The organism is Halorussus salilacus, assembly GCF_024138125.1.
GTDB lineage: Archaea > Halobacteriota > Halobacteria > Halobacteriales > Haladaptataceae > Halorussus > Halorussus salilacus.
This window is the reverse complement of the sequence record NZ_CP099993.1, coordinates 2,923,833-2,950,021: the sequence shown is the minus strand read 5'-3', so window position 1 is coordinate 2,950,021 and position 26,189 is coordinate 2,923,833. Positions and strand designations below refer to the sequence as shown.

25 protein-coding genes are annotated in these 26,189 nt (G+C 69.0%); 10 read left to right on the top strand and 15 right to left on the bottom strand.

The annotated features are described in order from the left end of the window. The first annotated feature begins 259 nt into the window (after positions 1-259). Positions 260-1,249 (top strand): extracellular catalytic domain type 1 short-chain-length polyhydroxyalkanoate depolymerase, encoded by a 990-nt coding sequence (locus NGM10_RS15210; protein WP_253480223.1) that lies wholly within the window; start codon positions 260-262, stop codon positions 1,247-1,249. Between the two features lie 18 nt (positions 1,250-1,267). Beyond that, positions 1,268-2,830, top strand: coding sequence for an extracellular catalytic domain type 1 short-chain-length polyhydroxyalkanoate depolymerase (locus NGM10_RS15205; protein ID WP_253480220.1), 1,563 nt, complete (start codon positions 1,268-1,270; stop codon positions 2,828-2,830). Positions 2,831-2,869: 39 nt separating this feature from the next. On the opposite strand, the gene NGM10_RS15200 is transcribed toward NGM10_RS15205, so the two are convergent. Further along, a complete protein-coding gene (locus NGM10_RS15200) occupies positions 2,870-3,766 on the bottom strand; it encodes a hypothetical protein (RefSeq protein WP_253480218.1) in 897 nt (298 codons plus the stop codon). A 131-nt stretch (positions 3,767-3,897) separates the two neighbouring features. Here NGM10_RS15200 and hisD point away from each other — a divergent pair, with 131 nt between their 5' ends. Then, on the top strand, positions 3,898-5,178 hold the full coding sequence (gene hisD, locus NGM10_RS15195) for a histidinol dehydrogenase (protein ID WP_253480216.1): 1,281 nt from the start codon (positions 3,898-3,900) through the stop codon (positions 5,176-5,178). A 205-nt stretch (positions 5,179-5,383) separates the two neighbouring features. Here hisD and NGM10_RS15190 read toward each other — a convergent pair whose 3' ends face one another. The 6 genes from NGM10_RS15190 to NGM10_RS15165 form a co-directional block, all read right to left on the bottom strand. After that, positions 5,384-5,929 (bottom strand): hypothetical protein, encoded by a 546-nt coding sequence (locus NGM10_RS15190; RefSeq protein ID WP_253480214.1) that lies wholly within the window; start codon positions 5,927-5,929, stop codon positions 5,384-5,386. A 421-nt stretch (positions 5,930-6,350) separates the two neighbouring features. Beyond that, positions 6,351-6,719, bottom strand: coding sequence for a HesB/IscA family protein (locus NGM10_RS15185; RefSeq protein WP_253480212.1), 369 nt, complete (start codon positions 6,717-6,719; stop codon positions 6,351-6,353). A gap of 66 nt (positions 6,720-6,785) precedes the next feature. Then, positions 6,786-6,986: a dodecin gene (locus NGM10_RS15180; protein WP_253480210.1), complete on the bottom strand. Its 201-nt coding sequence runs from the start codon at positions 6,984-6,986 to the stop codon at positions 6,786-6,788. 341 nt (positions 6,987-7,327) lie between these two features. Further along, positions 7,328-7,990, bottom strand: coding sequence for a DUF2238 domain-containing protein (locus NGM10_RS15175; RefSeq protein WP_253480208.1), 663 nt, complete (start codon positions 7,988-7,990; stop codon positions 7,328-7,330). After that, on the bottom strand, positions 7,987-8,607 hold the full coding sequence (locus NGM10_RS15170; protein WP_253480206.1) for a hypothetical protein: 621 nt from the start codon (positions 8,605-8,607) through the stop codon (positions 7,987-7,989). The genes NGM10_RS15175 and NGM10_RS15170 overlap by 4 nt, the downstream gene beginning before the upstream one ends. Before the next feature lie 158 nt (positions 8,608-8,765). Next, positions 8,766-9,704, bottom strand: a complete 939-nt coding sequence (locus NGM10_RS15165) for a metal-dependent hydrolase (RefSeq protein WP_253480203.1) — start codon at positions 9,702-9,704, stop codon at positions 8,766-8,768. A gap of 565 nt (positions 9,705-10,269) precedes the next feature. Here NGM10_RS15165 and NGM10_RS15160 point away from each other — a divergent pair. Beyond that, positions 10,270-11,460 carry a pyridoxal-phosphate-dependent aminotransferase family protein gene (locus tag NGM10_RS15160; RefSeq protein ID WP_253480200.1) on the top strand — a complete coding sequence of 397 codons (1,191 nt, stop codon included), beginning with the start codon at positions 10,270-10,272 and terminating at the stop codon, positions 11,458-11,460. Between the two features lie 148 nt (positions 11,461-11,608). On the opposite strand, the gene NGM10_RS15155 is transcribed toward NGM10_RS15160, so the two are convergent. From NGM10_RS15155 to NGM10_RS15145, 3 genes are all read right to left on the bottom strand, one after another. After that, positions 11,609-11,932: a DUF7116 family protein gene (locus tag NGM10_RS15155; protein WP_253480197.1), complete on the bottom strand. Its 324-nt coding sequence runs from the start codon at positions 11,930-11,932 to the stop codon at positions 11,609-11,611. Between the two features lie 44 nt (positions 11,933-11,976). Then, positions 11,977-12,552, bottom strand: coding sequence for a hypothetical protein (locus NGM10_RS15150; protein WP_253480194.1), 576 nt, complete (start codon positions 12,550-12,552; stop codon positions 11,977-11,979). Between the two features lie 99 nt (positions 12,553-12,651). Further along, positions 12,652-12,891: a DUF5816 domain-containing protein gene (locus tag NGM10_RS15145; RefSeq protein ID WP_253480191.1), complete on the bottom strand. Its 240-nt coding sequence runs from the start codon at positions 12,889-12,891 to the stop codon at positions 12,652-12,654. Between the two features lie 93 nt (positions 12,892-12,984). Here NGM10_RS15145 and NGM10_RS15140 point away from each other — a divergent pair, with 93 nt between their 5' ends. Continuing rightward, a complete protein-coding gene (locus NGM10_RS15140; protein ID WP_253480188.1) occupies positions 12,985-13,317 on the top strand; it encodes a DUF5789 family protein in 333 nt (110 codons plus the stop codon). Here NGM10_RS15140 and NGM10_RS15135 read toward each other — a convergent pair. Together NGM10_RS15135 and aglJ are read right to left on the bottom strand one after the other, a co-directional pair. Continuing rightward, on the bottom strand, positions 13,314-13,862 hold the full coding sequence (locus NGM10_RS15135) for a hypothetical protein (RefSeq protein ID WP_253480185.1): 549 nt from the start codon (positions 13,860-13,862) through the stop codon (positions 13,314-13,316). The two genes, NGM10_RS15140 and NGM10_RS15135, sit on opposite strands and share 4 nt — an antisense overlap. A 5-nt stretch (positions 13,863-13,867) precedes the next feature. Further along, complete coding sequence (gene aglJ, locus NGM10_RS15130; RefSeq protein WP_253480183.1) at positions 13,868-14,776, bottom strand: S-layer glycoprotein N-glycosyltransferase AglJ; 909 nt, start codon at positions 14,774-14,776, stop codon at positions 13,868-13,870. Positions 14,777-14,928: 152 nt separating this feature from the next. Here aglJ and NGM10_RS15125 point away from each other — a divergent pair, with 152 nt between their 5' ends. From NGM10_RS15125 to NGM10_RS15115, 3 genes are all read left to right on the top strand, one after another. Then, positions 14,929-16,071: a glycosyltransferase gene (locus tag NGM10_RS15125; protein WP_253480180.1), complete on the top strand. Its 1,143-nt coding sequence runs from the start codon at positions 14,929-14,931 to the stop codon at positions 16,069-16,071. Positions 16,072-16,080: 9 nt separating this feature from the next. Next, the gene (locus NGM10_RS15120) at positions 16,081-17,145 is read left to right on the top strand and encodes a glycosyltransferase family 4 protein (protein WP_253480178.1); all 1,065 of its coding nucleotides are present in this window, start codon (positions 16,081-16,083) and stop codon (positions 17,143-17,145) included. Positions 17,146-17,530: 385 nt separating this feature from the next. Next, positions 17,531-18,901 carry a sulfatase gene (locus tag NGM10_RS15115; protein WP_253480176.1) on the top strand — a complete coding sequence of 457 codons (1,371 nt, stop codon included), beginning with the start codon at positions 17,531-17,533 and terminating at the stop codon, positions 18,899-18,901. On the opposite strand, the gene NGM10_RS15110 is transcribed toward NGM10_RS15115, so the two are convergent. Genes NGM10_RS15110 through NGM10_RS15100 form a run of 3 tightly spaced genes read right to left on the bottom strand, consistent with a single transcriptional unit; the run spans position 18,902 to position 22,944 of the window. Then, a complete protein-coding gene (locus NGM10_RS15110) occupies positions 18,902-20,308 on the bottom strand; it encodes a sulfatase (protein WP_253480173.1) in 1,407 nt (468 codons plus the stop codon). Then, on the bottom strand, positions 20,305-21,885 hold the full coding sequence (locus tag NGM10_RS15105) for an alkaline phosphatase family protein (RefSeq protein ID WP_253480170.1): 1,581 nt from the start codon (positions 21,883-21,885) through the stop codon (positions 20,305-20,307). The genes NGM10_RS15110 and NGM10_RS15105 overlap by 4 nt, the downstream gene beginning before the upstream one ends. Before the next feature lie 24 nt (positions 21,886-21,909). Then, on the bottom strand, positions 21,910-22,944 hold the full coding sequence (locus tag NGM10_RS15100; RefSeq protein WP_253480169.1) for a glycosyltransferase family 4 protein: 1,035 nt from the start codon (positions 22,942-22,944) through the stop codon (positions 21,910-21,912). 86 nt (positions 22,945-23,030) lie between these two features. On the opposite strand from NGM10_RS15100, the gene NGM10_RS15095 reads away from it, so the two are divergent. Both NGM10_RS15095 and NGM10_RS15090 read left to right on the top strand, forming a co-directional pair. Continuing rightward, entirely contained in the window at positions 23,031-24,527 is a 1,497-nt protein-coding gene (locus NGM10_RS15095; protein WP_253480167.1) for a sulfatase, read from the top strand. Between the two features lie 47 nt (positions 24,528-24,574). Then, the gene (locus tag NGM10_RS15090; RefSeq protein WP_253480165.1) at positions 24,575-26,182 is read left to right on the top strand and encodes an alkaline phosphatase family protein; all 1,608 of its coding nucleotides are present in this window, start codon (positions 24,575-24,577) and stop codon (positions 26,180-26,182) included. Positions 26,183-26,189 lie beyond the last annotated feature (7 nt).

Genomic DNA, 26,189 nt, shown 5'->3' with positions numbered 1-26,189 from the left:
AATTGCCACGTTTCCATCTTAAGATTTTCTAATCCGATAACGAAGTCTCCGATGTGACCGAACCAATCTTACGGAATCGAGAATTTTTGTGAGTGATGGTTCCCCTCGCGTCTCTGAAACGGCAAACGGATACCGGTTCCCGTCGAGCGCTCGCCGAGGGAAGACGCCAGACCGATTACATAACCCTCCGAGGCGGTAAATTTTACATATTAACCCATAATTAGATTGTCCCTCGCCGGATTCTGTGGTATGTCACGACATGAACTGCGACAGACGCACGCTCATCAGATCGGTCGGGAGCGCGGTCGGGACGGCGACCGTCCTCGGTAGCCTCGGGACGGCCGCGGCGTCCGGGTCGTACACCAACCACTACTACAGCGGCTTCGACTACTGGAAGTACGTCCCCGACGGCGTCGGTGCCGGGGACCCGCTGGTGGTGATGCTCCACGGTTGCGGCCAGACCGCAGACCAGTTCCGCGAGGAGACGCGGATGAACGAGGTCGCCGACGAGGAGGGGTTCGCGGTCATCTACCCCGACCAGTACAACGCCCGGAACGGCGCGATGTGCTGGAACTGGTTCTACGACTCGAACACCACCCGCGGAAACGGCGAGGCCGAGGTTATCGCCGGGATGACCTTGGAGACGGTCGAAGAGGAGGACCTCGACCCCCAGCGGGTGTACGTCGCGGGGCTGTCGGCGGGCGGCGCGATGGTCCCGAACCTGCTCGCGGAGTACGCCGACGTGTACGCCGCGGGCGGGGTCCACTCTGGTCTGGAGTACGACGCGGCCGACACCGCGACCGGCGGCACGTCGGCGATGACCTACGGCGGTCCGGACCCGCAGGCGAAGGGCGAAGACGCCTACGAGGCCATGGAGGACTACGGCATCACGCGCCCGGTTCCGACCATCGTGTTCCACGGCACCGACGACACCACGGTCTACCCCGTGAACGGCCATCAGGCGGCCGAACAGGCCACCCAGACCAACGACCTCGCGCTCGACGGCGACGACGACGGGAACGTCGACTACGACGCCGACGAGGTCGCGGAGAGGTCCTCGGAGGACTACGACTACACGACTTACGAGTACCACGACGAGGACGGCGACTCGCTCGTCGAGAAGTGGCTGGTCGAGGGCATGGACCACGCGTGGTCCGGCGGCGCGTCTGGCGGCGAGTACACCGCGCCGGGCGGCCCGGACGCCAGCCGAATCGTCTGGGACTTCTTCGAGGGACGGACGCTCGACTGAACGCGAACGGAGACAACAATGACACGAAACCCGAACGACACCACGGAAGGACGGTTCGACGAGAACGCGACGCGACTGAACCGACGAACGCTACTGAAGACGATGGGCGTCGCGGCGGTCGGCGGCTCCGCCGCCGTCGGCCGCGCGCCGACCGCGAGCGCCGCCGACGGCGAGTACACGTCCGAGACCTACGACGGTCGGACGTACAAGAAGTACGTCCCGACCGGGGCCGACGGCTCGACGGAGATTCCGCTGGTGGTGATGCTCCACGGCTGTACCCAGAGCCCCGACGGCTTCAAGGACGAGACGCGGATGAACGAGGTCGCCGAGGAGGAGACCTTCGTGGTCATCTACCCCGACCAGACCACCGGCGCGCACTACAACGAGTGCTGGCAGTGGTTCAACGACGACAACACCACCCGCGGGAACGGCGAACTCGCGCTGATCAAGGGGATGGTCGACGACGTGACGGACGACCACGCCATCGACGACTCGCGGGTCTACGCCGCCGGGTTCTCGGCGGGCGGGGCGTTCGTCCCGAACCTCGTCGTCGAGTACGCCGACGTGTTCGCGGCGGGCGGCGTCCACTCCGGACTGATGTACGACGTGGCCGAGACCGAGTCCGAGGGGACCACTACGATGTCGGGGTGTTCGTCGGGACCGACCGCCGAGGAGGAGGGCCAGCACGCCTACGACCGGATGGAGAGCAACGGCATCACCCGGCCGGTCCCGACCGTCGTGTTCCACGGCACCGACGACACCACGGTCGACCCGTGCAACGGCGAGCAGGAGGCCGAACGCGCGACCGTGACAAACGACCTCGCGCTCGACGGTGACGGCGACGGCGAGCTAGACTACGCCCCCGACGAGACCACCGACGGGTCGGGCGACAGCCTGAGCTACACCCGCGAGGAGTTCGCCGACGCCGAGGGGACCGTCTGGGTCGAGCAGTGGCTGGTCGAGGGCATGGGCCACGCGTGGTCCGGCGGCGCGTCCGGCGGGTCGTACACCGCGCCGGGCGGCCCCGACGCCAGCCAGCGTATCTGGGAGTTCTTCTCACGGTTCACGCTCGGCGGCCCCGAAGACGGCGACGATGGCGACGACGGCGGTGACGATGACGACGGTGACGACAACGACGCGCCCACCGCCGACGCGAGCGCGAGTCCGACCGACCCCGACACCGGCGAGACGGTCGAGTTCGACGCGTCGGACTCCTCGGACCCCGACGGCTCGGTCGACTCCTACGAGTGGGAGTTCGGCGACGGCGCTACAGCGACCGGCGAGACCGCCACCCACAGCTACGACGACTCGGGCGAGTACACCGCGACGCTCACTGTCACCGACGACGCGGGCGCGACCGACACCGACTCGGTGACCGTGACGGTCGGGGACGGCGGCTTCGAGGGCTACTGCGGCACCGACGACAACTACGCCCACGTCGAGGCCGGTCGGGCGTGGACCGACGGGAGCTACGCCTACGCCGAGGGCTCGGACGAGAACCTCGGCCTCTACAACACCTACGAGACTGCGACGCTGACCGAGACCTCCGAGGGCTACTTCGAGACGACCGACGGCTGTTGAATCGGTCCGCGGGCGTCGGACGCGCCCTCGGGTGGGGTTTCAGCTCCCGAAGAGCAACAGGATTACCGTGAGCACGACGAGTAGACCGAACCCGAGAACGATGAATCCGACTCCGGCGAGCAGGACAACCCTCGTGTAGCCGACGACGAAGAGTATCGGCGTGATAACGGCCGAGACCATGGCCGACAGGGCGACTGCACCCCCGGTTTCATCGCTGTCTATGCTGAGCAAGAGGAGAGAGCACATCGCGATGATGAGGAAGTAATCGACGAGGGCGTACAGGACGTTGATGCGGAGCGGCCCCGAGACGAAAAGCGGCGCGTACTCGGGGGGAAACGCCTCCGTGAAGTCAGATATCACCGCAGACGGCGCGCTCGTGACGCTCGAAGCCACCTTCTCGGAACTCGACTTGGGCGGCGACCGCTGGGTGACATCGAGTTCGACCTCCTTGCCGCTGCCGTTCGAGTGGTTCGTCCCGAAGTAGTAGACGGCCTTGGCGGTGACCGGATACGTGCCCGGTTCCCCGGGGTCGATGGCGATTTCGGTGCCGAACTCCCCGCCGGGGTCGAGCGTTCGCGTGGCGACGTACTGGCTGTCGCCCTCGTCTACGTCTGCGACGCCAGCGACCGAGACCCCGCTCGGGGCCTGGAAGATGAGTTGGACCGTCATCGGTCGCTCGTTCGTGACGTAGTTCACGGCGCTGAATCTGAGCCGCGCGTTCTCCCCCTCGTCGACGACAATCCGTTCGGACGAGAGGTAGATAGAGGTCCGCTCCGTCGAGATATCGATGACGTCGGTCGTCTTGTTGGCCGACTGGAGCGCGTGCGGGCCGTCCGCCGACGCCTCACCCGGGACCGTGACGCCGCCGATGGCCACCGGGAGGAGTACGAGCGCGGCGAGCAGGAGAATGGAGGCGCGAACGGCCGAGGGTTTCATCTAAAGATGTCTGAGTTATCGCCCGCACTTATTTCTTTATCTGTAGATGTGTCTCGCTCGAACCGCTCGGCGGCCGAGTCTCGCCTTCCCGGAAGGAAACCGTTTTTCGCCCGCGCTTCGAACCCCCGGGCATGAACGTTCGAACCGTAGCCGACCTCGGCCCCGACGACCGGCGGGCGCTATTCGACCGGGACGCCGGAGTCGAGGCCGTCCGCGACGACGTGCGCGACATCGTCTCCCGCGTGCGCGAGGAGGGCGACGTGGCGGTCAGGGAGTTCTGCCGGGAGTTCGACGGCGTCGAGGTCGGCAACCTCGACGTGACCGACGAGGCCGCGCGCGCCTACGAGCAGCTCGACGACGGGACTCGCGCGGCCATCGAGGACGCCGCCGGGAACGTCCGGGAGTTCCACGAGGCCCAGCTCCCGGGCGACTGGCGGCGGGAGTTCTCGACGGGCCGTGAACTCGGGCGGCGCTTCCGACCCATCGAGCGCGTCGGCGCGTACGTTCCGGGCGGCGCGGCGGCCTACCCCTCCAGCGCGCTGATGAGCGTGATACCGGCGAAGGTCGCTGGCGTCGAGCAGGTCGCGGTCGCGACCCCGCCCGCCGACGAGATGAACCCCGTCACGCTCGCGGCCATCCACGCCGCGGGCGCAGACAGGGTGTACAGCGTCGGCGGTGCGCAGGCCATCGCCGCGATGGCCTACGGCACCGAGACGGTCGATAGGGCTCAGAAGGTCGTCGGCCCCGGCAACAAGTGGGTCACCGCGGCCAAGGCCGAGGTGCGGGGCGACGTGGAGATCGACTTCCTCGCGGGACCCAGCGAACTGCTCGTGGTGGCCGACGCGACCGCGAATCCGGCGTTCGTCGCGTCGGACCTGCTCGCGCAGGCCGAACACGACCCGAACGCCGCGGTCGCGCTCGTGACCGACGACCGGGACCTCGCCGAGGCGGTCGCCGAGGAAATCGACCGGCAGGCAGAGGAACGCGACCGCGAGGACACCATCCGCGAGGCGCTCGCCAACGACACCGGCGGCCTGTTCGTCGCGCGGTCGATGAGCGAGGCCGTCCTGTTCGCCGAGGAGTACGCCGCCGAACACCTCTCGATTCAGGCCGACCGCGACGAGGAACTGCTCGACCGCATCGACTCGGCGGGGAGCGTCTTCCTCGGCCCCTACACCCCGGTTGCGGCGGGCGATTACGCCAGCGGGACGAACCACGTCCTCCCGACGAACGGCCTCGCGAAGCTCACGGGCGGGCTGTCGGTCGACACCTTCCTGCGCTCGACCACGGTCCAGCGGCTCGACCGCGACGCGCTCGGGGACCTCGAAGGGACCATCACCACGCTCGCGGAGGCCGAGGGACTGGAGGCCCACGCCGAGAGCGTCCGCAAGCGGTTCGGCGACGGTGAGTGAGGCGAGCACGGGATTTCGGGGGTTTTCGCTAACTAAAACCCTCACGGTTGGGAGTACTCGCGTGCTGAATAAAGAGGATGTATTCACTATCCCGTACAATCGATAATTGGCGTCAGAGATATAGTACTGCCCTAATTGGGGGCAGGAAAGCACTGTCTCCCCTCCCCAGATAATAGATACTTCCTGTCAACACATACTGGATAGTTCACTTGATTGGTCGGCGGAGCCGTCCCATTCTATCTAGTTCAATGAACGCCTCTGGAATCGTCTCAATTCCCGGCCGGTCCGGTGTCCCTTCGTCAGGTTCATAGAGAGTGGGCTTGTTTGTCCGATTCCCAATCGCCGTGTCGAGTCGTTCAAAGACCCCATCGCCACCTTCTGGAACTTCGCCGAACCGTTCAAACTGGAAACCGGGGTACGTGCGTACCTCTCCGTCAACATTCTCCAGTTCGAAGAACCGGATTGCTCGGGGCGCTGCGTACCCGACCACGACGATATCAAGGCCCTTGACATGGATTGCCCCATAGGCACCACCGGCCGAAATCCGTCGAAGTGTATTTTTGCTTCGGGTTTCAGCCGCGTTGTCGCTGTCGTCGGGGTCTAAATTCGTTCCCATCCCGAAATCAACGACACCGATACCCCTCTGAGTGAGCTCGCGGCAAGTAGACTGAGGGAGGTCGGGGTTATTACGGTGGAGTACGATTGTTGCACCTTCGTTGGAAAACGATTTTTTGGTGTTCTGACTTGACACAGTAGTCGTGTTCCAATTCCATCCCATTCAATCTTTGGCCTGGTTTAGTGGTAAAATAACTCCCTTGACCGCTGGTGAGCACTAAGAGGTACGCACCATAGATTCAGCATGCCTACTGAAACCGATCAGATCTAGAGGATTTCAACGTGGTCACTCCCTACGGTTTCGCGCATCTTCACCGACCACAGGATGCGCCGCGTCTGCGCTCGCGGTGCGAGCGCAGACGCACGCGGGGAGGAACGGGGCGCGGTGCGGTGGCGGTGCTGTGCGGTTGCGATGCTGTGCGGTCGCTGTTTCTCCTCGGTACCGGGAGTAGCTAGCGCCAGCGTTCGGACCGTCGGATGGCGACTCGACGATTCCGAACCCGCTAGCTATCGATACTCCTCGAAAGGACCGTGCCCGAAAACGGAGACCTCCGATTCTACGTCCTAAAGCTCTCGCCGCACCCGCACTCGCTGACCACGTTCGGATTCTCGACGTGGAAGCCCGCGCCCTGCAGGCCCTCCTCGAAGTCGACGACGCTCCCCTCGATGTAGTTGAGGCTCGCGGGGTCGACGAACACCCGCAGCTCGTGGTGCTCGTAGATGGTGTCGTCCTCCTCCGGTGCCTCGTCGAATCGCATCCCGTAGGAGAGGCCAGCACAGCCGCCCTGCTGGACGAAGAGTCGGAGTCCGGCCTCGTCGGCGTCGAGGTCCTCGCTGTCGAGGAGCGCGAGCGCCTTCTCGGCCGCGGTCTCGGTCACCTCGATTTTGGGCGTGGGGTCGGCGTCGGGGGCGGTATCGGTACTCATACTCCACCCTTTCTCGTCCGGGATGTTAACGTTGACGCCGCGGGCCGAAGACGTTCGGGTGCGAGGTTACTCCTCCAGTTCGAACGCCACCGTGACCTCTGCCTGATACTCGCGGTCCTCGACGCTCGCGAGTTCGACGCCGAGTTCGTCGACCTCGACCCACTTGATGTTGTCCAGCGTCGCTTCCGCGCGGTCGATGGCGTCGTCTGCCGCCTCGTCGAAGCTCTCGGGGCTCGTGCCGATGAGCGTGATCTTCTTGAAGACCATAGCGCGTGTCAGTTCGGCGCACAGGAATGTAAAGTTACTCGCCCGATAGGAATCGCTCTCACCGGGAGTTCTGCGCGTCTGCGCTGGGTTCGTACCGGGAGTTCGGAAGGAAACACAGCAACGCAGACCTCGAAAGCCCCCGCCCGCTCGCGGTCGCTGACGCGACATATCCGCGCCTTCCCGCACCGCGCGGCGCGGATAGGGGTCGCGCAGGCGACCACGTAGAACGCGAGCGGGCGGCCCCTTTCAGTCCCACCCGGGAGAATGGTTCACCGGCCGATTCACCGTGGACTGTGTCACCGGCAGATTCACCGTGGACTGTGTCACCGGCCGAACCCGGTTCAGTCGGCCCGCTGGTCGCGCCCGTCGAGGTGCTCCTCTAGCGCGCCCACCACGTCGGTGAGGTAGGCGGTCCCCCAGACCGCGACGATGATGCCGCCGACCGTGTTGAACATGAGGTCCTTCATGGTGTCTTCGAGGCCGTACTGGGTCAACACCGTGCCGGTCCCGAACATCGCGGCCGCCTCGCCGATGGCGAACTCGAGGACCTCCCAGACGACGCCGAACGCGAGGACGAACAGCAGGATGAACACGAACATGAACTTCGGCGGGAGGTGAACGTCGTCGATGTGGCGGTCGATGGCGCGCGCGGTCGAGTAGCCGATGGCGGCCACCAGCGACGCCGACAGGGTGTGGGTGACGTTGTCCCAGCCGATGCCGAGAACGGTCATCCGCGAACTGTACGGCCCGAGCGTCCCGACCGCGTGGAGGAACACCGCGGTGGTGATCCAGAGGGTGAGCCCGGCGTCCATCGGGATGTCGTAGTCGCGTTCGAGTACCGCGGGCAGGAACGTGACCAGAAACGCGATTCCGGCGTTGACGACGACGCCGGGGTTGCCCCGGTCCAGACCGATGAAGAAGACGCCGACGAGACACACCTCCATGACGCGGGTCAACTGCCGCTGGCGTCTATCGGAGACCCGGAGCCTGTCGCGTATCCTCATTCGGTCTCACCCGCCTTCTCGCCGACATCGTCGGGCAGACGCGAGTCCAGTCGCGCGAACCGCCGGAAGTACCACTCGAATATCACGCCCGCCAGCCCGCCGACCGCGGTCGCCGCCACGAAGTCCCACATCAGGCGGTGCTCGTTCTCTATGAACGCGGTGCCGAGGTACACGTCCGAGAGCCACTGGACGACCGCCCACACGCCCGCGGCGGCGATGGTGGCGATGACGACGAACAGCACCGCGAACCAGTGGGTCATCTTGACCGTCGTGAACAGATGGAGTTCGACCGCGACGATGAGCGCCAGCGCCGCCACCGAGAGGTAGGTCGCGACCCGCGAGGTGAGCACCACCGTCGCCAGCGTGCGCCCGAGAATCGGGAGCGCCGCGAGCGCGAGCACCTCCCACGGGAGCATCATCGTCGCCGTCCGGTGGACGACCGCGGGCACGAGCGCCACGCCCGCGACGAACGCCGCGAATCCGGCCCAGAGCAGGTCGCCCCCGAGCAGGCTCTCGACGGCGACCAGCAGGATGAACACGACGAGCACCCATCCGAGCGCGGCGTTCGCGCGCTCGTCCTCGACCACGCTGTCGAGTCGGGTGACGCGTTTGGCCATACCACGCGGATTCTCACCCGGAGTACAAGAAAGTCGTGGTCAGCGGTCGGTCTGGACGGGTCGGTCCAGACGGGGCGGTCCGGACGGGTCGGTCGCGGTCGGTCGCGGTCGGTCGCGGTCGGTCGCGACCGACCGCGACGCGAACGGGTCCCCACCGGTCACGCCGCGAACGCGTACACTCCGGTGTAGGCGAGCGCGGCGATGCTGACGGCCCCGAGCCCCGTCAGCACCCACGTTATCGTCTCGTCCCACTCCGCCGAGAGCACCGACCGCGAGGGGTGCAACTGGGGCGCGACCCCGACGATACCGACCGAGAGTATCGAGAACACGAAGTGGTACGAGACCTCCATCGTGGGCGCGGGCAGCGCGAGCGCCGCGATGGCGTACGCCGCGCCGACCGCCGCCCGCGCGTCGACGTGCGCGAGGAGACGCTCGTCGTTCGCCCGGAGGTAGACGTACCCCGCGACCCAGATGGTCGCGAGTTCGACCCCGAACACCGCGAGGAGATTGAGCGTCGGGTCGCCCAGCAGGACGACTCGCGAGTCGAACGCCAGCAGGTCGAAGGGGTAGAAGAACCCCGGCGGTTCGCCCGTCAGAACGTCGCCGAACGGGTGGCTCAGCAGACCGACCAGCGCGGCGACCAGCAGTTCGCGCGGCCCGAGGTCGGTCGTGCCCGCGGCGACGACGGCGACGCCGACCCCCGCGAGCACGAACAGCCCCATTATCGCGGCCCCGAGCGGGCCGCTCTCGACGAACGCCGCGCCCACCAGCGCGGCCCCGAGCGGGACCGCGGCGACCCGGGCGCGGTCGCTCGCGGTCGCCGCGAACGCGACCGCGGCGACCGCCCCGACGACCAGCGAGTGGGTCACCGCGCGGTGGACGAGGGTCGAACTCCCCCAGAACGCCGACGTCAGCTCCCAGACGCCGCCGACCCCGGCCTGCGCGAGGCCGACGCCCGCATAGGCCATGTCGACGTCGGGGACCGTGGCGAACGCGGCCGCGACGACGCCGAACGAAAGCGCTCGCTGCGGGGACCACCGCCGGGACGCCGCGGCGGTCGCCAGCGCGAACGCGACCATCGCGTGGCCGACCATCATAGGAGCGTCCCTTGGCACTCCGGAGATATAAGCCTCTTCCCGGTCGGACCACCCCGGACCCCCGCGAAAACAGGACCGCTCGGGCGAGCGAACCCCGCTCGCCGCGGTCGTCGGTTCCCGTGCCGTAGTCGACGGCTCGGAACGCCGTGCAAACGCCAGCAGCCAGCCGACGACCGACCCCGGAGCGGTTCGACGCCCCCGCGCCGGAACGGGCCACCTCCCCCAGTTGGCCCGTGCCGCGCGCGAGCGCCCCGAACCGCGTTCGGCCGTCCGCCGGTCCGCCGCGGATTCGGTCCGCGGATCCGACGCGTCGTGTCGTTGGGAACTCTCGCCCGCCGGACGCCCCCGTATCATCCGTCGGGCTACATCTCCGTAGGCCGTCATCACGAATAAACGGTCCAGACCGTTTTCGCGGATTCGACGCCGAAAGTCGCCGTTTCTCGGGCTACCGACGTATCGTCCGGCATCAACGCGGTATTACGCTGTGGAACCCCCCGCGCAACGGGTCGCTAACCGCGGCGGTCCGGTGGACATCTTTTAGTCGGAGGCGGGGGTAACGTCTCACATGGTAGAGAAACCGGACGTTGGCGAGCTGACACCCCCGGACCGGACGCTGATGGGCCCCGGACCGAGCGAGGTCCACCCGCGAGTGCTTCGGGCGATGAGCACGCCGCTGGTCGGCCACCTCGACCCCTCGTTCATCGAGGTCATGAACGAGGTCCAGGACCTCCTGCGGTACACCTTCCGGACCGACAACAAGTGGACGATTCCGGTGTCCGGTACCGGGTCGGCGGCGATGGAGGCCGCCATCGGCAACGTCGTCGAACCGGGCGACACGATGCTCGTTCCGACCAACGGCTACTTCGGCGGCCGGATGGCGGAGATGGCGACCCGCGCCGGGGGCGAGGTGGTCCACGTCGACGCGCCGTGGGGCGAACCCCTCGACCCCGCCGACGTGGCCGAAGCGTTCGAGGAACACCAGCCCGACGTGTTCGGGTTCGTCCACGCCGAGACCAGCACGGGCGTCCTCCAGCCGGAGGTGTCGGAGCTGACCGACGTGGCCCACGACCACGACGCGCTCGTGATCGCCGACACCGTCACCTCGCTTGGCGGCGTCGAACTGAAGGTCGACGAGTGGGGTGTCGACGTTGCCTACTCCGGCCCGCAGAAGTGCCTGTCGTGTCCGCCGGGCGCGAGCCCGCTCACGCTCAACGACCGCGCGATGGAGAAGGTCCTCTCCCGCGAGGAGGACGCCCGGTCGTGGTACCTCGACCTCTCGTTGCTGGAGGGCTACTGGGGCGACGACAGGTCGTACCACCACACCGCGCCCATCACGAACGTCTACGCGCTACGCGAGGCGCTCCGGCTCGTGGCCGAGGAGGGCATCGAGGAGCGCTGGGAGCGCCACCGCGAGATGGCCGGGGCGCTCAAGGCTGGCGTCGAGGCGATGGGGCTGGAGATGAACGCGCCCGACGACTACTGGCTCCCGAGCCTCAACGCGGTGCGGGTGCCCGAGGGCGTCACGGACACCGACGTGACGGGCTACCTGCTCGACCAGTACGACCTCGAAGTCGCCACCGGGCTCGGCGATCTCGACGGCGAGATATTCCGCATCGGCTGTATGGGCTACTCCGCCCGGCCCGGGAACGTCTCGTATCTCATGGCCGCGCTCGGCGACGCGCTCGACGAGCAGGGCGCGGACGTCGACGTGGAGGCCGGACTCGCCGCCACGGCCGCGAAGCTGGGCGAGCGCTGACGCGACGCTCGACCGCTCGTGAGTTCGAGACGGCGGCGTTTCGCTTCGAGAACGACCGCGAAAATCGACCGCTTCTGACTGCAAAAATCGACCGCGAAAATCGACCGATTCGGGCGACCGCGGTCGCCCGAATCGGTCGGCGGGGACCTCAGACCGCCGGAGCCACGCTCGGCGGTGCGCGCGTTACCTCGTAGTCGCCACACTCCCTGACACCGATTATCGCCCACTCGTACTCCGGATCGAGATGTCGAAGTCGTCGCCGGAGTTCGGACGCGTACTCCTCCCACGTTACGAAACAGCGCATGTCGCCGTCGTCCGGCGTCTCGTCCGAATCGGCCATCGCCGTGACCCGGACGGAACGCCACTTTCGCTCGGCCCGGAACTCGCCGCCGTCGTCGCCGGACACGGCGTAGCCTAGGTCGGTGAAGATAGACCGCGCCTGTTCGATGGGTGGTGTGCTAACAGGGGCCATCCATGTGGTGGTAGGACGGAGTGGGTAATAAACCTTCTTGCGAGCTACGACAGGCGGATGGTCGGGTTCCGGTTTTGGGACGCGAACTCCTCGATTTCTCCGGACTGACGCAGTTCCTTTATCTGTTCGCGCGCCGCCTCGCGGTCGATTCCCGCGACCGTCTCGGCCACGCGGAAGACCTTCTCCTCCGGGACGCCGCGGTCCTCGGTGACCGCTCCCCAGTGGTCGCCCTCGACCTCGGTGGTCTCGTCCTGTATCACCCGAACCACATGGCGGATGTCGTCGGTGTCGGCGATGGCGTCGTGCCAGTCGGGCGGGTAGACGCTGATGCGGTCGCCGCCGAAGTCGTAGAAGCGCCCGCCCTCCACCCAGTCGTCGCTGTCGACCACCCGGTCGTCGAGCGCCGCGAGGTCCACGTCGAACCGCACCGCCTCGGCGTACGCCGCGAGCGTCTCGCGGTCGACGCCTCGGGGTCCGCGGTCGATACTCCGGTCGTCCCCGTCGGTCGCCCCCCGGCGGGTCGCGTGGTGGGATTCGATGATTCGGACGAAGTCGTCGAGCCGGAGGGTGTCGTCCCTGTTTTCGAGTTCCGCCAGCACGTCCTCGCGGACGTCGGTCATGGAACCGTCACCCAGCATTCGGTCATGGCTCCTTCTTCGGGAATCGCGTCCAAAAGTCGAGTGGCCGATTCGCTCGCGAGCGGACCCTCCGCCCGGGCGTCACTCGTGAGCGGCGTCCCACTCGGTCGGCTTGCGGATGTTGCCACAGACGTTGCACTCGATGCGGCCCATCGGGTCCATCGCGTTGTCGATTTGCTCGCAGTTCCCGCAGAAGTAGCCGTAACGGTCCTCGCCCGCGTCACCGGTGTAGACGACGAAGAAGGGCCCCTTCGACCCGCGCTCGCCCTCCTCGCGGGCGACGTACACCGTCCGCCCGTCGTCCGTCGTGGTCGCGTCCATCACCGCCGCGTAGTCGTCCGAGGGGCTTAGGGGTACTGACTCGCGACGCCGGGAGGGAGTAGTTTTTCAAGCAGGGAGCGAGTACCCCGACCCATGGGCGTGAGGCCACCACAATCGAACTCCGGCGACGACGGGCCCGAGGTCATCGAGTTCGGCATCGCGGAGGTGGCGGCCGAACTCGACGAGGCCGACCTCTCGTTTCCCGCGACCGGCGCGGAGGTCGTCAGCACGCTGTCGGACCCGCGCATCGACTACAACGCCAAAGGACACGCGGTCGCGCTCTCGGAGGCGCTCTCGGAGCTCGACCGCGACCGCTTCGAGAGCGAGCAGGAACTGCTGAACGCGCTCCACCCCGTCTTCGAGCGCTATCGCAACTCCCGGTCGCCCGGCGTCATCGAGCGCGTCCGGGCCGCGCTCCCGCTCTAATCCACCTGCTTCTCCCCTCCCACGACACCGCCGAGCGCGAACAGCGGGAGGCCGAACGTCGCTCCGACCAGCGAGCGGTAGGTCGCGTCCGCGAGCGGGGACACGACGTACGCGAACGCGACCGGTTCGCTGGCGATTCTCGTGGCGGCTATCGGGAGCGCGAGGAGACCGAGCGCGAGGTATCGACCGGCCACGCTCCGCGGGGTCCCCGCGACGAAGGGAACGACGACCGCGACCGACCACGAGAACGTCTCGACCGCAGCGTCGAAATCGGGAAGGGCGAGGAGGTGTGCCCAGAACAGCGCGAGCGCCGCGACGCACGCTATCGCCCCCGCCCGTCTCGGATCGACTCGCCGGTCGCGGCGCAGTTGCCGTTCAGCGAGAACGCCGACGAGGGCGTACGTCAGACCCCACCTGCGAAGCGCGCCGAGGCTGGGCCACGTATCGAGACCGGGAACGAGCGCGAGTCCGGCGGCGACGACGCCCGGGGCCACCAGCGCGACCGTTCCGAGGGCGGCGACCGACGCCGCGGCTCTCGACCGCACGCCCGTCACTCCAGCCGCCGCATCTGTTCTCGATGGAGCGTCACGATGAGGTCCGAGAGGACGCCGAACATCAGCAACTGCACGCCGAACAGGATGGCGAACGCCGAGACCAGCGCCAGCACCTCGTGGCTCTCGCGGGGAACCTTCACGAACCACTCGTAGGCGACGTACCCGGCCATCGCGACGCCGAACAGCCCGCTCACCACGCCGACGCTTCCGAAGTAGAACATGGGATTGCTCGTCTTCGCGAGCTGGTAGAGCGTGACGAGGATGACGCCGCCGTCCCGGAGCGGGTGGAGGTTCGTGTCCGACCCGTCGGGGCGGGCCTCGTACCGGATGGGGACCACCGTGGTCGGGACGCCGTGCTTGACGCACTCGACCGCCATCTCGGTCTCGACGCCGAAGCCGTCGGCGTCGAGGTAGAAGTCCTCGACCGACTCGCGGGTGAACGCCCGGTAGCCGCTCAGGATGTCCTCGAAGTTCTCGCCGTGGACGTGGCGGAACACCCAGTTGAACATCGCGTTGCCGAGTCGGTTCAGCCGCGACATCGCGCCGTCCTCCATGTCGGCGAAGCGGTCGCCGATGACGTGCTCGTACTCGCCTTCGAGGAGGGGTTCGAGCATCGCGTCGGCGTCCTCGGGCCGGTACGTCCCGTCGCCGTCGAGCATCAGGACGTACTCGGCGTCGACGTGGCGGATCGCCTCTCGGATCGCCTGTCCCTTCCCGGTGCCGGACTGCTCGACGACGCGCGCGCCGCGGTCTCGGGCTATCTCCGCGGTGCCGTCGGTGGAGTCGCCGTCGACGACGAGAACGTTCTCGAACCCGCGGCTCGTGAACCCCTCGATCACGTCGCCGATGGTCGCGGCTTCGTTCAGCGTGGGGATGAGAACGCACACGTCCTCGAACTCGGCCATTGGCAGGGTGTGGACACCACGTCCGCAAAAGGCTTACTTCTCGACCGCCGCCCGATACCCGGGGAGCGATGTCCGGAGACCACGCCTTTCGCGCCGACTCGGCGACACCCCGAAACAACAGTATGTTATAACCCGATTCCATATTCCACGGTATGAACAGCCTCGTGGCCGCCGCCGGGGCGCTCGTCGCCGTTACGGCGTTGCCGTACCTCGCATTCCTCGCGCTGTACGCGTGGGTCCGGCCGAGCGGGTCGCCCGCCGACAAGCGCGACGCCGAGCCGACCGTCAGCGTCGTCCTCCCGACGTACAACGAGTCGGGCATCGTCGAGAAGAAGCTCGACGACCTGCTCTCGCTCGACTACCCGATGGAGAAGGTCGAACTCGTCGTCGTGGATTCGAGCGACGACGAGACCCCCGAGGTGATCGAGGAGTACTTCGCCGACCGCGAGCATCCCGACCTGACCCTCATCCGCGAGGAGGAGCGCCGGGGACTCGCACCCGCGCTCAACGACGCCTACGCCGCCGCGGGCAACGAGATGGTCGTCAAGACCGACTGCGATTCGTACGTCGCCGACGACGCGCTCCGGGAGGCCGCCGCGAACCTCGCCGACCCCGACGTGGCGGCCGTCACGGGCCAGAACGCCGAGGTCCTCGGCGGGAGCGAGGTCGAGGCGGGCTACCGGGGCGTCCAGGCACACGTCCAGACGCTCGAATCGCACCTCGACTCGACGCTCATCTTCCACGGTCCGTTCTCGGCGTTCGAGAACGACGCCATCGTCCCCCTCGACCCCGAGTCGCTCGCCGACGACACCGAACTCGCGCTCAAGATTCGCCGCGGCGGCGACCGCGTGGTCTTCGACCCCGCGGTCCGGTACAGCGAGGCCTCCCACTCGGACTTCGGCAAGCGCCGCCTCCAGAAGGACCGCAGGGGGATGGGACTCATCCGCCTGCTCGTCCAGCACCGCGACGCGCTCGGGAAGTACGGCAACTACGGCCGGGTCGTCCTCCCGTTCAACTGGTGGTTCATGGTGGCCTCGCCGTGGCTCGTGGCGCTCGACGCGCTGGTCGTCACCGCCGCGGCGGTGTCGGTCGCGGGCCCCGCGGGTCTGGCGGTCCCGGCCGCGCTCGCGGGGTTCGTCTGGCTCGGACAGAAGGACCTGCTCGGCCCCCTACAGGCCGTCTACGCCGTCCTCGACTCGCAGGTGTCGCTGCTCCACGCCGCGGTCGAACTCCTGCGCGGGGAGGGCGACGGGACGTGGGAGGTCGACGAGGAACTCCGCGAGGCGTTCGACTGAGGCCCGCGGATGAGAGTTCTCCAGGTCACACCCCGGTACCCGCCACGCACCGGCGGCGTCGAGACCCACGTCGCCGAGATAGCCGAGCGACTGGTCGAGCGCGGCCACGAGGTGACGGTCTTGGCGGCCGACGCTGGCCGCGGGGTTCCCGACCGAGAGACCCGGAACGGCGTCGAAGTCCGTCGATTCCGGGGGTTCGCGCCCGGCGGGGCCTTCCACGTCGCGCCCGGAATCGCCCGCGCCGTCGCCCGTGCCGACCCCGACGTGGTCCACGCCCACAACTACCACTCCCTGCCGGTCGCGTTCGCGGCGCTCGGGGCGAGCGCCGCGTCGGTCCTCCACGGAGCGAGCGACGCGCGATTCGTCGTCACGCCCCACTACCACGGCGCGAGCGCAGACCCGGTCCGGGACCGACTGCTCTCGCTGTACCGACCCCTCGGCGGGTGGGCGCTCCGCCGGGCCGACGCGGTGGTCGCGGTCAGCGACTGGGAGCGAAGACGGCTTCGCGCCGACTTCGGCGTCGAGGCGACCGTGATTCCAAACGGCCTCGACGTCTCGCGGTTCGCCGACGCGACCCCCGAGGACCGCGACCGACCCTACCTGCTCTGCGTCGGGCGACTGGAGGAGTACAAGGGCGTCCAGCACGCCGTCCGGGCGCTCGCCGACCTGCCGGAGTACGACCTGCTGGTCGCGGGGTCGGGCGACTACCGCGACGAACTGGAGCGACTCGCCCGCGAGGCTGGCGTGGCCGACCGGGTGGCGTTCCTCGGCTACGTCGAATCCGACCGCCTCCCCGGACTCTACGCCGGGGCCGAGGCGTACCTCGCGCTCTCGGTGTTCGAGTCCTACGGCATGACCGTCGCCGAGGCCCTCGCGTCGGGGACGCCCTGCGTGGTCCGGGAGGCGGGCGCACTGGTCGACTGGACCGACCGCGCCGACTGCGTGGGCGTCGAGTCGGTCGCGCCCGAGGACGTGGCCGCGGGCGTCCGGGCGGCGGTCGGGCGCGACGCGCCCGACGCCGCCCTGCCGACGTGGGACGACGTGACCGAGCGCGTGCTGGCGGTGTATCGGTGAGTTTCGAACTCTCCGGAGTCGCGTTTCTCATACAGAGCCACTCGTCGCACGGTCTCGCGCCTTCTCCACCCTCGTCACGGCGCGCGCTGGCGCGGCACGGCGGTGTCGTGCCGCGCCATCAGCGCGCGAGGGACGACCGAACGAGCGGAGCGAGCGAGGGAGTCGGTTGGGGAGGCGTGTGGCTGTCGCGGTCGCGGTTGCGGTGGCGGTGCGGTTCTCATAGGTACCGGGAGTAGCTAGCTCCCGACACCGAAATCCGAGTTCCTCTCTTCCGGTTCCAACTCCAACTCCGAGCGCGGTGCAACCGTTTCTCGGCACCACATCGAGCGAACCCGTCGAACGAGAGACGAGTAGCGTTTTAAGCGCCGACCGACTGCACGCGAGTATGAACGTCCTCCTCGTCACGGTCGACTCCCTGCGCGCCGACCGGGTGAACCCGGAGGTGATGCCCGCGACCCGCGCGTTCGCCGACGACGCCCTCGAATTCACCGAGTGCGTCGCCAACGGGCCGTCGACCCCGGCGTCGTTCCCCGCCATCCACGCCAGTCGGTACTTCGCGAGCATCGAGGGACTGGGTCTGCCCGAACCCGGACGCGACGACGCCATCCGGACGCTGGCCGAGACCCTGCGCGAGGAGGGCTACGCCACCGCGGGCTACACCGACAACCACTTCGCGAGCGGGTCGTACCGCTACGACCGCGGGTTCGGCGAGATGTACGACGCCAGCGGGGCGGCCGAGGCCGGGCGGCTCAAGCAGTTCGTCCAGTCGAACCTCGACAAGGACGGACCGCTGTTCAAGACCATCGAGGCGGTGTACAACCGCGCCGACGCGGTGTTCGCGAGCGCCACCGGCAACGACAGCGAGTACGAGCGCGCCGAGTCGCTGAACGACCGGGCGCTCGGCTGGGTCGACGACCGCGAGAACGAGTGGTTCGCGTGGCTGCACTACATGGACGCCCATCACCCCTACGAGGCTCCCGACGAGTACCAGCGCGAATTTCTGGACGAGCCCCTCCCGCTCGCGCGGTGTCGGGGCCTCTCGCGGAAGGGCACCCACCACCCCGAGGAGGTCACCGACCGCGAGTGGGAGCTGATTCGGGGGCTGTACGACGCCGAGTGCGCCTACGTCGACGACCAGTTCGCGGCCCTGCTCGACGCGCTCGACGACCGCGGCGAGCTCGACGACACCCTCGTCGTGTTCACCGCCGACCACGGCGAACTCGTGGGCGAACACGGCCACGCGGGCCACCCGCCGGAGTTCTGGGAGGGCGTGCTCCGGGTCCCGTTCGTGGTGGCTCACCCCGACCGCGGGGCCGCCACCGTGGACGGACAGGTCCGGCTCATCGACGCGGCACCGACGATTACGGACGCGCTCGGCCTCGACGCGTTCGACGGTTGGGAGGGCGCGTCGGCCCTCGACCTCGCCGACGGCGAGGTCGAGGGCCGCGAGTACGCGTTCGCCGACGTGGGGCGTCAAATCGAGTACGCCAGATGTTGCGCCCGCCGGGCCGACGGCTGGAAGCTCCTCCGGCACGCCGACGACGGCGAGTTCTGCTTCGACGTGCGCGAGACCCCCGACGAGCGCCCCGAGGACGACCGTACGGGCGAGTCCCCGCCGGAGTACGCGGAGCTATCGCGAGCGCTCGACGACCATCGCGAGCGGATGAGGCGGATGCGAGAGGGCGGCTCGCGCGGTATCGACGAGGACGACGAGATGGTCGAGGACCACCTCAAGGACCTCGGCTACATGGAGTAGTCATTCGAGGTAGCCAAGTTCCGCGAGCCGGTCGCGGGTGTCGTCGTCCACGTCCATCCGCTCGCCCCCGGCGACGCCCGACCCGAACCCCGCGAGCGCGGCGTCGAGGTGGTCGGGCACCGAGTCGAGGGGGTCGCCCTCCAGATACCCGTCGAGGGCGAACGCCGCGCGTTCGCCCGTCTCGGGCACCGCGACCAGTTTCTCGCCGTCGTGCCAGACCGCGCGCTGATTGTAGCCGTACGCCGTCTCCTCGCAGAGCAGCGGCCGGTCGCTCGCCGCCTCGGCGAGCGACCGGCCGCTGAGGCCGTCCGCACTGTTGAGGTCCTCGGGGCCCCCGAGGACCTCGGGAACGTCCGCGCCGAGCGCCGACAGAATCGTCGGCGCGACATCCACGAGCGAGACGGGGCGGTCGGTGACTCCGGTCTCGACGCCGGGCGCACGAACCCAGAGAGGAACGCGCGCCACCTCTTCGAGCACGCTGTGGCCGTGGTCGGTCGCGTAGTAGCCCCGGGGGTCGTGGTTGAGTCGGCGCTCCAATCCGGGATGCTCCCAGAAGGCCTCGCCGTGGTCGCCGCAGACGACGACCACGGTGTCGTCGGGGAGGTCGGCGAGCAGGTCGGCGAGGGCGTCGTCGGCCCCCCGAATCGCGGCGTCGTAGGCCCGGAGTTTGGCGTCGCGATAGGATTCGAAGTCGTCGCCTCCGTCCCCGGTCCCCTCGCGGAACCGCCAGTCTTCGAGGCCGTCCGTCTCGGGCACGCCGAACGTCTCGCGGTGTTCGTCCGGGATATCGAGGGGCGCGTGGGGGTCCCCGAGGTGGAGGTGACAGAACCACCGGTCGCGCCCGGACAGCCACTCGCGGGCCGCATCGACCCGCTCGCTGGCGTCGGTGTACCTGACGCTGACGTGCCGGAACCGGTCGCCGACCGCCTCCTCGGCCATCGGAATCGCGGTCACCATCCCGGTGTCGTAGCCCGCCGACTCCAGCAGGTCCGGGAGCATCGGGACGTCTGCCCGGGGCCTGCTGGGGAACTGCTCGGAGGAGAGGTTCCGCGGGTCGGCCGCCATTCGCCCGCCGTGTTCGTGGGGGTACCGCCCCGACAGCAGGGAGGGTATCGAGGGGAACGTCCACGAACTCGGGGCCTTGGCGTTCGAGAACGCCGCCGCCTCGTCGGCGAAGCGGTCGAGCGCGGGCGTGGTCGGCCGGTCGTGGCCGAACCCCGAGACGTGGTCGGCCCGGAGGCAGTCGAGTACCACGACGAGGACGTTCCGGGGGTCGGTGACGGTCAGGTCTGCGCCCGCTCGGCCGCCGAACTCCCGGCGCTTCCGGCGCTTTCGCCAGTGGGCCACGCGATGCTTCAGGTCCATCCACGCGTTGTTCGCCCGCGGGAACCGCTTCAGGGGGTTCATTCGAGGTACCCCAGCTCGCGGAGGGTCTCCTCGACCTCCTCGCCCGCGCGCTCGCCCGCGGCGTCGGTCGCGGTCGGCGGGCCGACCGCGACCTCCCGCTCGGTCGCCTCGCCCGCCAGCGCGTCGAACCGGACCTCGCCGTCGGCGTCCTCGGGGACCGGCGAGCCGAGGTAGTGGAGGAGTGTCGGCGCGAGGTCGTAGAGGTCGAGGTCGGCGCTCCCGGTCGCGACCCCCTCGCCCCACCCCGCGAAGATTCCGGTCGGGCGGTGGGTCGCGAGCCACTCGGTGGTCTCGCCGAACACCTCGCCGCCGATGGCCTCCGGGGCGTCGACGCCGGTCGCGTACTCGACGAGCAGGTCCGGGCCGCGGGGTCGCTCGCCGGTGTAGACGTCGGCGGGGTCGTGGACCGCCGCGGCGACCGGGTCGCCCGCCGGGGTTTCGAGGGATTCGAAGTCGCTTGCGAGGTCCTCGGCGTAGGCGTCGGCCGCCGCGTCGTCGGGGAAGGCCTCGCGGTTGACGTAGACCGGACCGCGGCCGAGCGAGACCGCCCTCGTCTCGGTCCAGTCGATGGCGGCGTCCTGAATCGCGACCCGGCCGCTCTCGCTCGGGAAGAACCGCTGGAGCGACTCGGGCACGAGCGACTGGGCGAGGTTGACGAGGCCGAGGCGGTCGACGACGCGCTTCAGGCGCTCCTCGGTGAGTCCGACCGTCGCGAGCAGGTCCCGAGTTTCCGAGTCCTCGACGACGAGGTCGCCCCGCTCCAGTAGCCACTGGTTCACGAGGAATATCTCGTCGATTTCCGCGAAGCCGTGGTCGCTCATCAGGAAGACGGCCTCGGCGTCGTCGCGCGCGAGCAGGTCGGCGAGCAGTTCGTCCACGCGCTCGTAGGCCGCCCGGAGCTTCTCGGGGCGGTCCCACAGCCGGTGCTGGAGCGTGTCGGTCGCGAAGAGGGTGGTGTGGACGAGGTCGCACTCCTTCTGGTCGGCGAGCCACGTCGCGGCCGCGAACCGCTGTTCGAACAGCTCGCGGGCCTCCGCGACCAGTTCGTCGGGGGTCGCCTCGTCGAGCACGAGGTCGGGCTTGACCCGGTAGTCGGGAATCGCGTCGAGGAGGTCGGCTTTGAGCGACTCGGGGCTGGTGAACTCCTTGCGCTCGCTCGCGGGGCTTCCCGCGATGGTGAGGACGGCTCCCTCTCTGCTCGCGTCGGCGTCGGGCGCGCCCGACGCCGACGCGCCCGCGGGGTGGGTGGTCGGCATGTTGACCACGCCCGCTCGGCGGCCGCGGTCGGCCAGCACGTCCCAGTACTCGCGCGACCGGAAGTCGCTGGCGTCGTTGGCCGATATCTCGTTGGTCGCGCGGTCGTACGCGAACCACTCGTAGACCCCGAGCTTTCCGGGGGTCTTGCCGGTCGAGTAGCACTTCCACGCGGGGAAGGTCACGGGCGGGAGGGTGCTCGCGAGGTCCCCAGCGACCCCCTCGTCCAGAATCCTGGCGAGCGCCGGGAGGTGGCCCTCCTCGGCCCACGGTCGGAGGAGCGACCAGTCGGCCCCGTCGAGGCCGACGACGTAGACGGTCATGGGTGAGTAGTCGCTCCGACCGGGTTAAAGTTCTTTGAGAACGTCGCGGAACGCCTCGCGGAACGCCGCCTTCCGGGAGTCGGGGTCGAATCGCTCGCCGCGCTCGCGAGCGCGGCGAGCGAGTTCCCGGCGGTCGTCGGGGTCGCGGTCGAAGTACTCCCTGACCCCCCGCGAGAGCGCGTACTCGTTGGTCTCGACCACGAGGCCGGGGTCGATTTCGCGGGCCTCCGAGCGGGTGCCCGCGGTCCGGGTCACCAGCGGCGGCACGCCAGCGCGCATCGCTTCGAGGGTCGAGACGGGGAAGGCGTCCATCCGCGAGGGCTGGACGAACAGCGAGGCCGGTCGGAAGGCGTCGGCGAGGTCCTCGACGTACCCCCGGACCCGGACGCCCGGCGTCTCGGCGTACGACTCGGGGTGGCCCCCGCCGACGACGTGCAACTCGGCGTCGGGGAACGCCTCGCGGACCCGCGGCCACGCGTCCACGAGCATGTCCACGCCCTTGTACGCCCACGGCCGGGCGACCGTGACCGCGACGTTCGCGTCGAGGGCGGGGGTCACCTCGCCCAGCGCGTCGTAGGCGTCGGGCTGGACGAACGGGTGGGCGATTTCGATGGGCGTGTCCGGCCCCACCACGGGCCGGGTGAACTCCGCGACGAACTCCGAGACGGCGACCACGCCGTCGATTCCCCGGCGGCCGACCGCCCGGACAGCGGGCGTGCCGAACCTCCCGACAAGCGATTTCACGCCCGAGCTCCCCTCGAAGTCGGGGTTGCCGAGCTGGTAGAGGCCGTGGTCGGCCCCGAGGTAGACGAGCTTCCCGCCGCGGGTGAACCGTCGGGCGAGCGCGGCGTACAGCGGACGGGACCCCTCGACGAGGTAGACGTCGTAGTCGGGGTACGCCAGCCCGTTGAGGGCGTCCTCGGCGACGCTGCCTTCGAGGGGGCCGACCGACAGGCGGTGGTAGTCGACGAGGTCGGCACCGACCGCCTCCGCGAAGCCGCGGTGGGCTGGATGGGGGTCCTGATGGAGCATCGCCACGCGGGCGGCGTCGGGGTCCATGTGGGTGTCGGCGCGCGGTGGACGGATAAATCCCGCGCTCCCGACGGACTGATGGATTTAAGCCCGCGAGGGACGCCCACCCGAGTATGAGCGACCGCCCGAACGTCCTCGTGCTCGTCTTCGACACGCTCCGGGCAGACGCCCCCTCCTGTTACGACGGGGCGTTCTCGGTCGAGACCCCCGCGTTCGACCGCGTTGCCGCGCGGGGAACCCTCTTCGAGAGCGCCTTCGCGGTCGGCCCGTGGACCCCGCCGTCCCACGGCGCGCTGTTCTCGGGACGCTACCCGAACGACACGGGCTTCGACGGCGCGTGGCCGACCATGCCCGAGTCGGTCCCCCTGCTCGCCGAATGGTTCGCCGACCGGGGCTACCGAACCGTCGGCATCCCGGGGCCCGCGAAGATGGGGTCGGCGACCGGCCTCGACCGCGGGTTCGAGGAGTACTACGAAGTGTACGAGGAGGTCGCCGAGCGGCCGTCGCTCGCGTACCTCCGACAGTTCGCGACCGACCCCCTCGTGCGCCGGGACGGCGTCCGACTCGTCGGCGAGGGCAACGACTACTTCACCGAGATAAAGTTCGAAAAGCTACGGGAGTGGCTGGGCGATTCGCCGGAGCCGTTCTTCGCGATGGCGAACCTGACCACGGTTCACGCGCCGTACGACCCGCCCAGACCGTACAAGCAGGAGGCGACGCCCGAACTCTCCCGGCCCCGGTTCGGGCTGGTCGAGGAACTGCTCGACAGGCTCGGGTCGTCGAACTCGCCCTGCGAGTTCGACGACCCCGCCGTCGACGACGACAGACTGTTCCGGGCGGCCGACGGCGCGGGCGCGACGAGCATCGCGCTCCGGTACTTCGAGGACCCCGAGTCGCTGTCTCCGGCCGAACTCGCCGTCCTCCGGGAGTGGTACGGCGCGAGCCTGCGGTACCTCGACGACCGCCTCGGGGCGTTCCTCGACTGGCTCGACCGCGCGGGGCTCGCCGACGACACGGTCGTCGTCCTCACCTCCGACCACGGCGAGGCGTTCGGCGAACACGACGCGCTCTACCACGGTAACTTCCTCTACGACGAGATCACCCGGGTCCCGCTCGTGGTCGCCGGGCCGGGCGTCCCGGCGGGCGAGCGCCGGACCGACCTCGCCTCGCACGTCGACCTGTTCGCCACGCTCTGCGATATCTGCGGACTCGACGCTCCCGAGACCGAGGGCGCGTCGCTGTTCGGCGATTTCGAGCGCGAGGCCGTCTTCGCCGCCGAGGCCCCCTCGGACCCGCGGGACCGCGACGCCGCGAGCGAGGTCTCGGAGGCGACGCTGCGGGAGTTCGCGGTCGGCCGGAAGTCGATTCGGACCGACGAGTACCGGTTCGAGTCGCGGTCCGACGGCACCGAAATCCTGTACGAACTGCCGGGCGAGTCCGTCGTCCCCGACGCCGACGAGTCGCTCCCGGAGGTCGTCGCCGACCTCCGGGAGCGACTCGTCGAGACCCTCGGCGCGGAGTTCGACGACGCCGGGTCGGCGGGAGCGGCCGAGGCCGAGTACACCGAGGGCGTCGAGCGGAACCTCCGCGAACTCGGCTACCTCGAATAGCGCCGCGGAAAAGCAGTTTTAAGCCGCCGGGTCCGGTCGGTCGGAGTATGCAGACGCTCCTGGTCGGACTCGACGCCGCCTGCTTTCCCGTGCTCCGACCGCTGTTCGAGGACGGCGACCTGCCCCACCTCGAATCGCTGTTCGAGGACGGGGCGGCCGGGCGACTGGAGTCCCAGATTCCGCCGTGGACCGCGAGCGCGTGGCCCTCGCTGTACACCGGCACCAACCCGGGCACGCACGGCGTCTTCGACTTCCTGCGGTTCGACGGCTACGACTGGGACATCGTGAACGCGACCGACGTGCGCCAGCGCACCCTCTGGGAGTACGCCGACGAGGCGGGCCTGACCAGCGTCGTGGTCAACGCGCCGGTCACCAGTCCGCCGCCCGACATCGACGGCGCGGTGATTCCGGGCTACCTCGCTCCGGAGGACCCGCCGTGTCACCCCGAGGGAATCCTCGACGACGTGCGCGAGGCGGTGGGCGACTACCGCGTCTACGCCCGCCGGGAGACCGACGAGACCGCGGGCGACGACCGGTTCGACGACTACCTCGAACTCGCCCGGATGCGCGGGGAGGCGTTCCGGTACCTCGCCGACCGATTCGAACCCGAGTTCGGGTTCGTCCAGTTCCAGAAGACCGACGCCGTCTTCCACGACTATCCCGGCGACCGCGAGAAGGTGCGGGCCATCTATCGGGCGGTGGACGAGCAAATCGGCGAGATACTCGACGCCTGCGACCCCGACACCGTCGTCGTCGCCAGCGACCACGGCATGGGCGAGTACGACGGCCGCGAGTTCCGGGTCAACGAGTTCCTCCGGGAGGCGGGCGTGGTCGAGACGACCACGGACGGACAGGGCGTGCCCTCGTGGTTCCAGATCAAGGACGAGCAGTTGACCGAGGGCGGGGACGGCCCGCGTCCCGCGGGCCGTCCCCTGCTCGAACGCCTCGCGGCGACCGCCGCAGACTTCGGCCTGACCTACCAGCGCGGCAAGGCGATTCTGGAGCGCCTCGGCCTCGCGGCGTTCGTCGGCCGCCACGTCCCGGTCGGCGCGGTGTTCGCCGCGAGCGACGCGGTGGACTTCGCGGCCTCGCGGGCGTACCTCCGGTCGCCCTCCGAACTGGGAGTTCGGCTCAACGTCGAGGGCCGCGACCCCGAGGGGGTCGTGCCCGCAGACGAGTACGAGCGCGTGCGCGAGGAGATAATCTCGCTGCTGTCGAGCGCGACCACGCCCGAGGGGACGCCCGTCTTCGAGGAGGTCGTCCCCCGCGAGGAGTACATCGACGGCCCCTACGCCGAGGAGGCGGTGGACGTGCTCGCGGTGCCGACCGACTTCCGGCACTCGCTGTCGGCGCTCGTCGGCGAGCAGTTCGGCGACCCCGAACCGTGGAACCACAAGCGCCACGGCGTCGTCGCGCTCGCGGGCGAGGGCGTGGACGCCGACGCCGACCTCGGGGACCCCCACCTGTTCGACGTGGCTCCGACCGTGTTGGCGACCCTCGGAATCGCGCCCGCAGACCTGATGGACGGCGAGGCGCTTCCGGCGGTCGAGGCCCCCGAGCCGCGGTCCTACCCCGAGTACGAGGTCGGCGCGCACGAGTCGACCGAGGACGCCGAGGTGGCCGAGCGACTCTCCGATTTGGGGTATCTGGAGTGACGATTTC

Coding starts and splice junctions, on each gene's coding strand:
- NGM10_RS15210 (WP_253480223.1), top strand. CDS start 260: ATGAACTGCGACAGACGCACGCTCATCAGATCGGTCGGGAGCGCGGTC.
- NGM10_RS15205 (WP_253480220.1), top strand. CDS start 1,268: ATGACACGAAACCCGAACGACACCACGGAAGGACGGTTCGACGAGAAC.
- NGM10_RS15200 (WP_253480218.1), bottom strand. CDS start 3,766: ATGAAACCCTCGGCCGTTCGCGCCTCCATTCTCCTGCTCGCCGCGCTC.
- hisD (WP_253480216.1), top strand. CDS start 3,898: ATGAACGTTCGAACCGTAGCCGACCTCGGCCCCGACGACCGGCGGGCG.
- NGM10_RS15185 (WP_253480212.1), bottom strand. CDS start 6,719: ATGAGTACCGATACCGCCCCCGACGCCGACCCCACGCCCAAAATCGAG.
- NGM10_RS15180 (WP_253480210.1), bottom strand. CDS start 6,986: ATGGTCTTCAAGAAGATCACGCTCATCGGCACGAGCCCCGAGAGCTTC.
- NGM10_RS15175 (WP_253480208.1), bottom strand. CDS start 7,990: ATGAGGATACGCGACAGGCTCCGGGTCTCCGATAGACGCCAGCGGCAG.
- NGM10_RS15170 (WP_253480206.1), bottom strand. CDS start 8,607: ATGGCCAAACGCGTCACCCGACTCGACAGCGTGGTCGAGGACGAGCGC.
- NGM10_RS15165 (WP_253480203.1), bottom strand. CDS start 9,704: ATGATGGTCGGCCACGCGATGGTCGCGTTCGCGCTGGCGACCGCCGCG.
- NGM10_RS15160 (WP_253480200.1), top strand. CDS start 10,270: ATGGTAGAGAAACCGGACGTTGGCGAGCTGACACCCCCGGACCGGACG.
- NGM10_RS15155 (WP_253480197.1), bottom strand. CDS start 11,932: ATGGCCCCTGTTAGCACACCACCCATCGAACAGGCGCGGTCTATCTTC.
- NGM10_RS15150 (WP_253480194.1), bottom strand. CDS start 12,552: ATGACCGACGTCCGCGAGGACGTGCTGGCGGAACTCGAAAACAGGGAC.
- NGM10_RS15145 (WP_253480191.1), bottom strand. CDS start 12,891: ATGGACGCGACCACGACGGACGACGGGCGGACGGTGTACGTCGCCCGC.
- NGM10_RS15140 (WP_253480188.1), top strand. CDS start 12,985: ATGGGCGTGAGGCCACCACAATCGAACTCCGGCGACGACGGGCCCGAG.
- aglJ (WP_253480183.1), bottom strand. CDS start 14,776: ATGGCCGAGTTCGAGGACGTGTGCGTTCTCATCCCCACGCTGAACGAA.
- NGM10_RS15125 (WP_253480180.1), top strand. CDS start 14,929: ATGAACAGCCTCGTGGCCGCCGCCGGGGCGCTCGTCGCCGTTACGGCG.
- NGM10_RS15120 (WP_253480178.1), top strand. CDS start 16,081: ATGAGAGTTCTCCAGGTCACACCCCGGTACCCGCCACGCACCGGCGGC.
- NGM10_RS15115 (WP_253480176.1), top strand. CDS start 17,531: ATGAACGTCCTCCTCGTCACGGTCGACTCCCTGCGCGCCGACCGGGTG.
- NGM10_RS15110 (WP_253480173.1), bottom strand. CDS start 20,308: ATGAACCCCCTGAAGCGGTTCCCGCGGGCGAACAACGCGTGGATGGAC.
- NGM10_RS15105 (WP_253480170.1), bottom strand. CDS start 21,885: ATGACCGTCTACGTCGTCGGCCTCGACGGGGCCGACTGGTCGCTCCTC.
- NGM10_RS15100 (WP_253480169.1), bottom strand. CDS start 22,944: ATGGACCCCGACGCCGCCCGCGTGGCGATGCTCCATCAGGACCCCCAT.
- NGM10_RS15095 (WP_253480167.1), top strand. CDS start 23,031: ATGAGCGACCGCCCGAACGTCCTCGTGCTCGTCTTCGACACGCTCCGG.
- NGM10_RS15090 (WP_253480165.1), top strand. CDS start 24,575: ATGCAGACGCTCCTGGTCGGACTCGACGCCGCCTGCTTTCCCGTGCTC.